This window comes from Nitrosophilus sp. (assembly GCF_982775275.1).
This window is the reverse complement of the sequence record NZ_CEXZHP010000020.1, coordinates 4629-15410: the sequence shown is the minus strand read 5'-3', so window position 1 is coordinate 15410 and position 10782 is coordinate 4629. Positions and strand designations below refer to the sequence as shown.

The window sequence follows — 10782 nt, the reverse complement described above, 5'->3', positions numbered from 1 at the left end:
ATTTTAAATATATTTTTTTGGGTATCTATAATGGATTTTGAAACGTTATAATTTGTAGCTACATCCTTTTTGCTTTTCTCTTTTGTCAAATTTTTAAGATTTGAAGTATTAATAACCGGCGGAACGTTTGTAGGAGTTCCGGGAGCACCTTCGTTTTTAGGTTTGTAGCCTTTCTCTTTTTCCTGAATTTTTCTCTCGCTTACAACCGCAACTCTTTCTGGATCAAACATCTCATCTTGTTGTCTGACTTTTGCGGTCTCTATATCTACGCTTGCTCTAACTACAACTTTTTGTGGACCTATTGCTCTTGCAAGCATTGACTGGATTCTTTTTTCAATATCTCTTTCAATTTTTTTCTTTATATTTACGGTATCTGTTAATTTCTCTTTTTCCTCATCGATTAAAAGATCGGACAATACCCTGCCCCTATTGTCTACTACCGTAACGTTTTGGGGCTTTAGTTTTGCTACGGCGTGAGAAACTAAAAAAACGATGGATTTTATCTGCTCTTTTGTTAGGTCTTTTCCTGGCCAAAGCTTAATGATAACCGAGGCTTTTGCTTCGTCCTCTTCTCTTGCAAATATTGAAGTCTGAGGAAGAGCAATATTTACTTTGGCGTTATAAACCGCGTCAAGTTGTTTAATGGTTCTTGTTAACTCCCCTTCAATCGCTCTTATATAATTTATATTTTCTTGAAAATGGGTTGCGCCCATTTTGGGCTCTTCAAATATTTCAAATCCTACAATTTTGGATGATGGCAACCCTTTGGCAGCAAGTTTTAATCTTATATCGTATATTTTATTTTCTGGAACTAAAATGATAGTGCCGCCACCTTCAATTTTGTAAGGAACTCTCTCTTCTTGCAAAACACTTAGTATACTTCCTGCATCTTCGGGACTTAGATTTGTATATAAAACTCCATAATCCTCTTTAGTAATATTTTTTAAAACAATAATAGACAACAAAATAATTATTGCTGCAAATCCTAAAGTGATCAAAAGATTTTTCAAAAATCTTTCGTTTTTAAAATTTTCAAGTATATTTTTTCCCAATTTGTTTATATCAAAAGCCAATTAATAAACTCCTATACCTGCATTCTCATAATCTCTTGATAGCTCTCTAAAGCCTTGTTTCTAATCTCCGTTAAAAGCCTTAAAGAGATATCTGCTTTTTCTATTTGAAACATTAGTTCTTCAAGATTGGAAACATCTCCTTTTATAAGTTTCTCTTCGGCTACGCCTGATGCTTTTAAATCGCTGTTTACTTGAGCTATAAAATTTTCTAAAATATCGGAAAAATCTTTTTTCTGCTCCGTTTTTGAAGAACTCTTTTCAAAAGGTATAAAATCGTTTGATATTGAAGAGATTTTCATCTTTTTTTCCTTTCATTATACTTTTATTATCTCTAACGATTTTAAAAGCATATCTTTGTGGGTATTAAATGCCGTTAAATTGGCTTCATATGTTCTCATAGCCGAAATCATATCAACCATTTCTCTCATAGGATCGATATTTGGAAGTTTTACAAATCCCTTATCGTCTGCTAAAGGATTTGTTGGGTCATATTTTAATTTAAAAGGAGATGGATCTTCTATAACCTCTTTGATACGAACCTTAGATAGGGAAAAATTTGTTTTATATTTTTTGCTCTCACTCTCCAACACCGCTTCAAAAACCGGTATCTTTCTTCTGTATGGGAGTCCATCTTTATCTTTTGTTGAGTTGATGTTAGCTAAGTTGCTTGAGACTATATCCATCCTCACCTTTTGAGCCGCCATTCCGGTTGTCGCAATCTCTAAACCCTTAAACAACATATTTATCTCCCGTTAATTACAAGTTTTAATTTTGCAAACTCTTTTTTCATGCTCTCAACCATAGATTTATACATTATGGAGCTCTCAGCAAGTTTTGCGAGCTCTTTTTGAAGATCCACCCTATTTTCGTCGTATCCTTGATATCTTCCATCCTCAATAAGCTTTCTTTCGATTTTTTCCCTCTCTTTAGGGTCGATATGTCTTTCATCGCTCTTTTTTAAAGAGATTTGATCATCAAGAATTCTCTCAAAAACCAGATCTTTTGGCTTAAATCCAGGTGTATCGGCGTTAGCGATATTGCTTTGAATAACTTTTGTTCTATCAAGATAAAAAGAGGCCATTTTTGAGAGTTTATCAACTTTATTAAACATATCACCCATTTTCCATCCTTAATCTAAGAAGCTCAGATTCATATATATTTTTTGCTATTTTAGCCCAGCTGCTTTTGCAACTTTTTAAATTTTTTATTATCTCTTTGGCATAATCCATTTTACCAATTCTAATATAAGAGATTGCTAATAAAGAGTTTATATAACAGTTATTTTTCAATTTTTGAGAGATCGGTTCTAAAATTTTTATCAAATACTCATAATTTGAACTATTAATCAATTTTTCCGAGTATAATTTCACAAACTTTTTTACAATCTCATTTTTTTCAAATTCTAAAGCTATTTTTTCATAATTGTCTTGCAAAAATAAAAAATCACCCCTATTTTCAAGCAAATTGGCGTATTTGGAAATTATTAGAGTTTCAAAATCCCCATATCCGCAATATTTTTTACTTTTTTTCATAGTCTCAACGCACTCTTTTCCAAACTTTTCTCTCATTATACAGTTTTTGCTAAAAAGTTTAAAATAGTTGCAGTTTCTGTTTTTAATCTTTTTCAAAACCGCTAAGCTTTTATCATAATCTTTGCTTTCGTATAAGGCTAAAGCCAGTTTAAATCTATTTTCGTCGTTTTTCCATCTATTTAAAATAAATTTTAACAGAGCAACCCTTTTTAAGCTTTTTTTGCAAAATTTCAGATCGTTTGCTATCTTTAATAAAACCTCCTGGGAAAAGAGCTCTTGAAAAAATCTCTCGTTTGAGCCATAAAGTGCGCAAAGTTTATTTGAGTCCATAACCAAAAGATAACTACTCCAAAGATCTGATATATACTCTTTTTGCTCATAATCTAATCTATCTGGAGAGATTAATGAGAGTTCCCATTCAAGTCTTTTAAAAAGTTTATCGCTTCCGTTTTCAAAAACTATAACTCCAAAATTTCCCAAAGCAAACCTTCCGATATAGTTGGTTCTGTTTTTAACAAGAGTTTTAACGACAAATCCTTCCGGATTTTCTAAAAAATCGGCCTTTTCCAATAGTTTTTCAAGCTTTGACTTCATAGTTTCGTCTCTTTTTATCAAAGAGATAAATTTGAGTTTGGCAACAATTGCCTCTTTTGATTTTGGGTATTTGGTTACAAGCTGATAATAATAGTTTGTAGCACTTTTTATCTCACCTTTTTTTAATCCAATATCTCCCATTCTAAGAAGAGATCTTTTTAACACCTCTTTATTTTTAATAAGATTTAAAATTCTTCTAAAAAGTTGCTCGGCAAATCTTATATTACCTGTTCTATAGGCGGTTTCGGCCACAAGATAGTAATAGTCTGGATTATCTATCAAATAGGATTCAAACTCCCTATATGTTTTTAAGAAATATTCAAAAGCCTCGTTATATCTCTCTTCTATAAAAAGCTGCATCCCTTTTATAAACTCAAGCTCTTTTTTCTGCTCTTTTTTTAAATTTGAAACATTTAAAACAACTATATATTTTGTTACCAAATCGAGCTTTTTTAGCCAAACCGCAACCCTTAATATAGATATAACACTATTTATTTGCTCGCTCTCTTTTTGGGTTTTAAATAAAGATATTTTATAATTGGCCAGCGCTTTGTCGTAAAATTGGAGAGTCTCATAAATCTGAGCTTTAGTATAATAATAATCCCAATCCAAATTTTCCTCTTTTGCAGCATATAGATTTAGATAGGAGTTTGCGGTCCAAAGATATTTTTTTACACCTGTTCTTCTTGCGATCTGCAAATAGACTTTGCCTAACATTAAAAGACTTTTTTTATAAAATTTGGATTTTGGATTTTTAATAATTTGCAAAAATTCGTCCAATGCTTCGTAATAGGAGCCAAGATAATAGTCTCTAACCGCGTTTTTAAACAAAAAAGCTTCAATTTGGCTTTTCTCTTTTTCTGTAATATTTACATCAATGTTTTTTTTATTTGAAGCATAGGATATTAGCGAAAACAAAAAAAGTAATAAAAAAATCTTCTTATGCCAAGACATCTATCTTGCTTTGATCTCTTTTAGTAGATTTTTCCAAATTTTTCGATTCTATATATACTCTTTTTTCCCTATCTTTTATAACCAAAGAGAAATTTTTAAAACCGCTCTCTTTTAATATATTTTTAATTTCGTTTTCCATCCCGTTAATCATCAAAATAGAGTTATTCATAGCAAGTTTTAAAGAGAGATGCTGATTTTTTATAACCGCATTAATCATAATATCGTTAAGTTTAAAATTGAAGCTGTTTTTATTTAGATTTTTTATCTCTTTATTTGGATTATCTTCTTGATTTTTACTAAAATTTGTAAATTCATCATTAAAATCAAAATCGTTATTTAAACTATCAAAATCTATATCTTTTTCTATGATAAAGTCGATATTATTATCTACTTTTTGAAAAAGATCTTTTTTTTCAACTACTTTTTCTAAGCTGTTTTCTATAAATAAACTCTTATTTATATTGCCATCTTCTATATTTAATTTATCTAAATTTTTGCTAACTTTTACTTTTTTGTTTTTTTCGTAAAAAGAATCGTTTGATGATCTTTCTATCTTATCTTTTACAATAAAGAGTTTTTTGCTTTTATCGATAAAATTTGATTTTTTGTTATCAAAATTTTTCTCATTTTTATGATTGATTACTATTTTATTTTCTATATCTTGATCTATTTTTTTATCAAAATTTATGTTTTTATTTTCTACATATTCATTTTCTTTGGTTTTAGTAAGATTTTGGGTTTTGATATGATCTTTTTTTAAACCAAAATCTGATTTATCTTTTATAGTAATTAAATCTTTGACTTTCTCTTTTTTTTCAAAAAAACTATTTTTTATATCTTTATCAAAGGATTTTTCTATATTTGATTCAAAAAATTTTTTCTCTTCGTTATCTTTTTTATTATATGACATATTTTTTATAAATTTGTTTGTTTTATCTTTTTTTTGAATTTTTTTGTAAAAAAAGTTTTTATCTTCTTTTATATTGTCATTTTTTATATCATTATTTACAAGCTTATTTTCTGCCGTATTTAAAAAAACTTGCTCTTTTGGAAGATCTTCATTTATAATATTTTTTTTATCGGATAGAGCATTATATTTTTTATTCTCGTTTTCTCTATTTTTATCAAGGAGCCTTTTATTAAAATTATCAAAAGTCTTTTGAGACTTTAAATCTTTACTTATACTTTTATTAAATACCAAACTTTTTATTATTAAATCTTTTTTACCAACTTTTTTAAAAAGATCATTTTTTGGTATTTCTTTATAAATAAATTTAATATTTTTAAGATTGGATTTTTCGCTTTTTTCACTAAAAAAAGACTCTTTTTTTAAATTTTTATTTTTTATTGAGAAAAGTGAGGTATTATTTGGAGTTTTTTTATTTAGATTTTGTATATTTAAAAAATTTTCAAAAATATTTTCAAAGTCGTTTTTAAATAAATCATCTGTTTTTTTATATTTTAATATATCTTTTTTTTGGTTGACATTTAAACCGAGCAAAATATCGATAAGATTCATATCTGCTCCGATTTAACAAGAATTTTTTTTATTTTTAGTATAGCTTGAGATTTTAACTGAGAAACTCTAGATTGTGATACATTTAAAGCCTCTGATATCTCTTTTGGTTCTTTTTCCTCAAAATAAAACATCTGAATAGCCAATCTCTCTTTTTCGTTTAACATCGTCATAGCCTCTAAAAGTATCTCTTTTAATTCAGAGTTTATCGCCGCTTCTTCAGGTCCGCTTTCTTGCGAAATAAGCGTGTCTGATAGCTTCAAAGATCCATCTTCGCTACTTAAAGCTTTTTCCATACTAAGCATTATAGCCAAATTTGACAAAGGAACAACTTTATCGGGATTTTCCTCTTTCTCTTTTTTTATTTTGTCCCTCATTGTCCTTGGAACGATATGTAAAGATCTTAAATAATCAAGTATCTCCCCTCTTATTTTTATATATGCGTATGTGGAAAATTTCGCCTTTTCGGCATTATACTTTTCTATAGCTTTTATAAGCCCTATGATTCCGGTATTTACCAGCTCATCAAAATCGATACCACAATCTTTTGGCAGTTTAAAAAATATCTTACTTGCCACTTTTTTAACAAGAGGCGTATTTTCCAATATTATTTTTTGTTTTTCCTCTTTTGAAACTCTCATTTTTTACGCTTTTGCCCTAAAAAATCAAATACTTTTTCCCAAAAATTTATATTTTCAGCTTTCAATGGCTCTTGCGCTTCTATTGCGCAAATCTTTTTCATCTCTAAACTAAAAGGATCGTTTGGAAAACTTTTTAAAATTATCTCTTTTCTTTTTACACTCTTTTTTAAGTTACTGGTCAAAGGTAAAAATCCAGCCATCTCTACATCTATTCCTAAAAATTTATTGGTAGAGAGTTTTAATTTATTGAACGTATTTAAAGCTTCTTCTTTATTTTTTGCCATATTTACTACAACTTTAAAATTATTATATCCATAAATATTATAAATTGACTTAATCAAAGCGTAAGCATCCATTAAAGCCGTTGGCTCAGGTGTAGTTATAATATAGGATTTACTCGACGCTCTCAAAAAGCTTGCAATTTTTTCATCAATTCCCGCTCCCGTATCTATAATAATATAATCATATCTATATGAGATACTCTCTAAAGCGTTTATTAAAGTCGATATTGAAACCTCATCCATCTCAGAAATAGACTCAACGCCAGAAAATCCTAGTATTGCGTCAAAACCGTTTGAATGAACCAAAATATTTTCGATACTTTCTCCGTTAAAGAGATTTTTTATAGTTTTTGAAGGATCGGTATTTAAAAGTATATGAACATTTGCCATTCCAATATCGGCATCGATTAATAAAACCTTTTTTTTGAAATAGTTAGCAAAAGTATATGCGAAATTTACGCTAAAATTTGTTTTCCCAACGCCCCCTTTTCCGCTGGCGATTGTGATAAATTTGCTATTTTGCAGGCTTTTGTTTTTGTTTATTAATTCTCTTAATCCTCTTGCTTGATCTTCCATCATTCACCTATTAAATAGTTTGCTATTCTTTCTGGATTTAAAAGTCTAATATCTTCGGGCACTCTTTGTCCCGTGCTAATAAAAGATACTGGAATATCGGTTTTTATCGGTAGATTTACTAAAATTCCCGGTTTATATGTTTCATCGATTTTTGTAAAAAATATAGAATTTATCGGGAAAAAAGTTCTATATCTGTTTACTATCTCGATAGCTTCGCTATTTTTGTAATTGCAGCTAATTACTAAAGAAATATCTATCAAATCGTTTCCTCCCCCAAGTATCTCTTTCATCTCGCCAAGTCGCCAATAATCGTAATGGCTTCTTCCTACCGTATCTATCAATACTATATCTATATTTGACATAGTTGAAAGCGTTTTTCTTAAATTTTTAGAATCCGTTACGGCAAAGAAGGGAATATTTAAAATATTGGCATAGGCTCTTGCCTGCTGTATCGCTCCAACTTTAAAAGTATCTATACTAATAACGGCAACTTTTAGCTTTTGATTGATAACAAGCTCTGAGGCTATTTTGAAAAGATTGGTAGTTTTTCCAACTCCGGTGGGACCAACAAAAGCTTTTACCTTTAGTCCCCCCTTTTGGATCTTTAAAGGTCCCGTAAATTTTATCTTTTTTTGAATTCCCTTTATTATCGCCTCTTTAAAAAAACTTGTATTTAAATCCAGTTTATTTGTATCTATATCTAAACCACAAGACTCTTTTACCAATATTTTTGCTATTTTTGGTTCAACATCTTTTTTTAGCAAAAGATTTATTAAATCTATGGCATCTCCGGTAAACTCGTTAAAATCTTCACTCATTATGGCGCTGCTTGTCTCACTATGAGGAGGAGTTGGAAGATTTAGCGGCTGACTTATTTTTAAAGACTCGATTTTTTTATCTATCATCTTTTCAATCTTTTCTAAAAATCTATCTATCTCTTCATTTTTCTCCTCTTTTGACAAAAGATCCAAAAAGCCATCTTCAGCAGTTGGAACCTCTACAAAAAGAGTATATTTTTTTCTTTTTCTAAAAAAACCCTCTTCGCTTACTTCATAGCTCAAAATCTTTATATCTTCCCCAAGCTCTTTTTTTGCCTCTTTAATGAGGGCATCTAGATCATATCCCTCATATTTATTGATTTTCATCAATCTCTACCTTGCCTAAAATATTTAATTTAACTTTTGGATCAAGCTCCGTATAGGAGATAACCGCAACATTTGAAAGATACGGCTCAATTATCTTTTTTATATATCTTCTCACATTTGCCGAAGTTAAAATAACCGGAGTTGCTCCATTTAAAATAAATTGTTCGATATATCCTGTCATTTTATGAATAATCTGTTGAAGAATAACAGGATCCAAAGGCGGTATGGATCCTTCATACTCTTTTATCTTCTCCATAAGATAATTTTCCAGTTTCGTTCCCAAAGTTATAGCATATAGTTTACCATCTTTTGCATAAATAGAAGTTATAAGTCTAGAAAGAGCACTTCTTACAAGCTCTGTTAAAATATCTGGATCGGTTGTTTTATTTATATTATCAGAAAGTGCTTCTATAATAGATAAAAGATCTTTTATAGGTATCTTTTCCCTTAAAAGATTTTGCAACACCCTATGCAAAATCGAATAAGACACCTGCTCAGGAACAATATCTTTAACAATTGGATATTTTTTGGCCAGAGCTTCAACAAGCTCTTTTGTTTCGCTTCTTCCAAGTATCTCGAAGGCGTGATTTTTAATAGTTTCTGATACATGAGTAATAATAACCGTCGGAATATCTACAACTGTATATTCCAATAATCTCGCCTTATCCTTTTTACTCTCATTTATCCAATAGGCTTTTAGCCCAAAAGTTGGCTCTTTAGTCTCTTTGCCTCCGATCTCTCCTTTTGTTGAACCGGTATCGATCGCCAAAACTTTTCCCGGTTCAACCTCCCCTTTTGCGATCTCGATATCTTTTATCAATATTCTATATTCTCCGGGATTTAATTCGAGATTGTCTTTGATATGAACAAGGGGAATGATAAGCCCAAGCTCTTTACTTAACTGCTTTCTTAAAGATTTTATTCTTTTTATTATCTCTCCGTTTTGTGACTCATCCACAAAAGGGATCAATGAATACCCAATCTCTAATGTAATTGTTTCGGGTTGAGAGATAAGATCTTCTGGACTCTCGGCCTCTTTTGTCTCTTTAATAATTTCTTGCGCCTTTTTCTCAGCTTCCTCTTTTTGCCTTTTTTGTATATCAAGTTGCATCATATACCCAACTATCGCAATCATAGAAGATAAAACCATAAAAGGAACAAAAGGCATTCCTGGAACTATTCCCATAGCAAAAAGAGCAATCGCACCCATATATAACGCTTTGGGATAACCTGTGAGTTGGGTAAAAATCTCTTTTCCAAGATTTGCTTCAGATACCGCCCTAGTAACCATAAGTCCCGCGGCGGTTGAAGTGATAAGAGCTGGGATTTGACTAACTAAACCATCACCCACAGTTAAAAGGGTAAAATTTGCCGCAGCGGTGGATATATCCATTTTATGCTGCAACACTCCTATAGCTATCCCTCCGATTATATTTATCAAAGTTATAATAATGCCTGCAATTGCATCCCCTCTTATAAATTTTGAAGCTCCATCCATCGCTCCATAAAAATCTGCCTCTTTGGCTATCTCTTCCCTTCTTTTTTTAGCCTCTTGCTCATCAATAATACCGGCATTTAAATCCGCATCGATCGCCATCTGTTTTCCCGGCATTGCATCAAGGGTAAATCTTGCTCCAACTTCCGAAATTCTCTCGGTTCCTTTGGTAATAACTATAAAGTTTATTGTAACAAGAACTATAAAAACTATAACCCCTACTACATAGTTTCCACCTACTACAAACTGCCCAAAGCTCTCTATCACCTTTCCCGCAGCGTCTGGCCCCTCATGTCCATGCAACAATATAGTTCTTGTAGTAGCAACATTTAAAGACAATCTAAAAAGAGTAGCAAGCAAAAGTAAAGATGGAAAAGATGAAATTTGCAAAGGGTTACCTATATATACCGTCGTCATTAAAATTATTAATGACAAAGTAATGCTTGTAGTTAACAAAATATCCAATAAAAAGGTAGGTATTGGCAATACCATAGATGCGAGTATCGCCAATATCAAAACAACTATTATAGCGTCTGAATGCTTTTGAATCTTTTCAAAAAATATCGTAATAGCTTCAGCCATTTTTTACCGATTTAACTATTTTTTTCATAAGCTTTTATAGCTTCCAAAAAATACTCTTTAATACCTAATTTTTGGCTATCGCTTATATTTTTTGCCATCTGCATATCAAACATATCAAGATAGATTTTTGAAGAAAACGATGATCCAAGCATTCCCGTTTTTATACTTTTTCTAACCTCTTTTAAAAAAATATGAATAAACTCGGTCTCAAAAGCCTTCGCGGCATCTTCTATTTTTTTTATATTTGAAATGCTGTTTATATCCCAATAGGCTTTAACATTATCAATCTTCATAAAATTTCCTTTTACATTATCACTATTTTTGCGTGGAGTTTCCCCGCGTTTTTAATAGCCTGAATTATAGCGATCAAATCTCTTGGCGATATTCCAAGAT

At 30.7% G+C, this 10782-nt stretch carries 12 protein-coding genes; all 12 read right to left on the bottom strand.

The annotated features are described in order from the left end of the window. Positions 1 to 1073: flagellar basal-body MS-ring/collar protein FliF (gene fliF, locus AC30RD_RS02160; protein ID WP_489492529.1), on the bottom strand; the 1073-nt coding region annotated here is incomplete at its 3' end. 11 nt (positions 1074 to 1084) lie between these two features. After that, complete coding sequence (fliE, locus tag AC30RD_RS02155; RefSeq protein ID WP_489492528.1) at positions 1085 to 1372, bottom strand: flagellar hook-basal body complex protein FliE; 288 nt, start codon at positions 1370 to 1372, stop codon at positions 1085 to 1087. A 15-nt stretch (positions 1373 to 1387) separates the two neighbouring features. Then, positions 1388 to 1813, bottom strand: a complete 426-nt coding sequence (flgC, locus tag AC30RD_RS02150; protein WP_489492527.1) for a flagellar basal body rod protein FlgC — start codon at positions 1811 to 1813, stop codon at positions 1388 to 1390. Positions 1814 to 1815: 2 nt separating this feature from the next. Next, complete coding sequence (gene flgB, locus AC30RD_RS02145; protein ID WP_489492525.1) at positions 1816 to 2193, bottom strand: flagellar basal body rod protein FlgB; 378 nt, start codon at positions 2191 to 2193, stop codon at positions 1816 to 1818. Beyond that, positions 2186 to 4153 carry a tetratricopeptide repeat protein gene (locus tag AC30RD_RS02140; protein ID WP_489492524.1) on the bottom strand — a complete coding sequence of 656 codons (1968 nt, stop codon included), beginning with the start codon at positions 4151 to 4153 and terminating at the stop codon, positions 2186 to 2188. The genes flgB and AC30RD_RS02140 overlap by 8 nt, the downstream gene beginning before the upstream one ends. Further along, positions 4140 to 5672: a hypothetical protein gene (locus tag AC30RD_RS02135; protein WP_489492522.1), complete on the bottom strand. Its 1533-nt coding sequence runs from the start codon at positions 5670 to 5672 to the stop codon at positions 4140 to 4142. The genes AC30RD_RS02140 and AC30RD_RS02135 overlap by 14 nt, the downstream gene beginning before the upstream one ends. After that, positions 5669 to 6310, bottom strand: coding sequence for a sigma-70 family RNA polymerase sigma factor (locus tag AC30RD_RS02130; RefSeq protein ID WP_489492521.1), 642 nt, complete (start codon positions 6308 to 6310; stop codon positions 5669 to 5671). Before AC30RD_RS02130 ends, AC30RD_RS02135 begins: the two co-directional genes overlap by 4 nt. Then, positions 6307 to 7167, bottom strand: coding sequence for a MinD/ParA family protein (locus AC30RD_RS02125; RefSeq protein WP_489492520.1), 861 nt, complete (start codon positions 7165 to 7167; stop codon positions 6307 to 6309). Before AC30RD_RS02125 ends, AC30RD_RS02130 begins: the two co-directional genes overlap by 4 nt. Next, positions 7167 to 8312, bottom strand: a complete 1146-nt coding sequence (locus AC30RD_RS02120; protein WP_489492519.1) for a flagellar biosynthesis protein FlhF — start codon at positions 8310 to 8312, stop codon at positions 7167 to 7169. Before AC30RD_RS02120 ends, AC30RD_RS02125 begins: the two co-directional genes overlap by 1 nt. After that, positions 8299 to 10389, bottom strand: coding sequence for a flagellar biosynthesis protein FlhA (flhA, locus tag AC30RD_RS02115; RefSeq protein ID WP_489492517.1), 2091 nt, complete (start codon positions 10387 to 10389; stop codon positions 8299 to 8301). Before flhA ends, AC30RD_RS02120 begins: the two co-directional genes overlap by 14 nt. An 11-nt stretch (positions 10390 to 10400) precedes the next feature. Then, the gene (locus tag AC30RD_RS02110) at positions 10401 to 10682 is read right to left on the bottom strand and encodes a rod-binding protein (protein WP_489492516.1); all 282 of its coding nucleotides are present in this window, start codon (positions 10680 to 10682) and stop codon (positions 10401 to 10403) included. Positions 10683 to 10693: 11 nt separating this feature from the next. Further along, positions 10694 to 10774 (bottom strand): flagellar basal body P-ring protein FlgI, encoded by an 81-nt coding sequence (locus AC30RD_RS02105; RefSeq protein WP_489492530.1) that lies wholly within the window; start codon positions 10772 to 10774, stop codon positions 10694 to 10696. Between the last annotated feature and the right edge of the window lie 8 nt (positions 10775 to 10782).

Coding starts and splice junctions, on each gene's coding strand:
- AC30RD_RS02125 (WP_489492520.1), bottom strand. CDS start 7,167: ATGGAAGATCAAGCAAGAGGATTAAGAGAATTAATAAACAAAAACAAA.
- flgC (WP_489492527.1), bottom strand. CDS start 1,813: ATGTTGTTTAAGGGTTTAGAGATTGCGACAACCGGAATGGCGGCTCAA.
- AC30RD_RS02120 (WP_489492519.1), bottom strand. CDS start 8,312: ATGAAAATCAATAAATATGAGGGATATGATCTAGATGCCCTCATTAAA.
- AC30RD_RS02110 (WP_489492516.1), bottom strand. CDS start 10,682: ATGAAGATTGATAATGTTAAAGCCTATTGGGATATAAACAGCATTTCA.
- flgB (WP_489492525.1), bottom strand. CDS start 2,193: ATGGGTGATATGTTTAATAAAGTTGATAAACTCTCAAAAATGGCCTCT.
- flhA (WP_489492517.1), bottom strand. CDS start 10,389: ATGGCTGAAGCTATTACGATATTTTTTGAAAAGATTCAAAAGCATTCA.
- fliE (WP_489492528.1), bottom strand. CDS start 1,372: ATGAAAATCTCTTCAATATCAAACGATTTTATACCTTTTGAAAAGAGT.
- AC30RD_RS02135 (WP_489492522.1), bottom strand. CDS start 5,672: ATGAATCTTATCGATATTTTGCTCGGTTTAAATGTCAACCAAAAAAAA.
- AC30RD_RS02140 (WP_489492524.1), bottom strand. CDS start 4,153: ATGTCTTGGCATAAGAAGATTTTTTTATTACTTTTTTTGTTTTCGCTA.
- AC30RD_RS02130 (WP_489492521.1), bottom strand. CDS start 6,310: ATGAGAGTTTCAAAAGAGGAAAAACAAAAAATAATATTGGAAAATACG.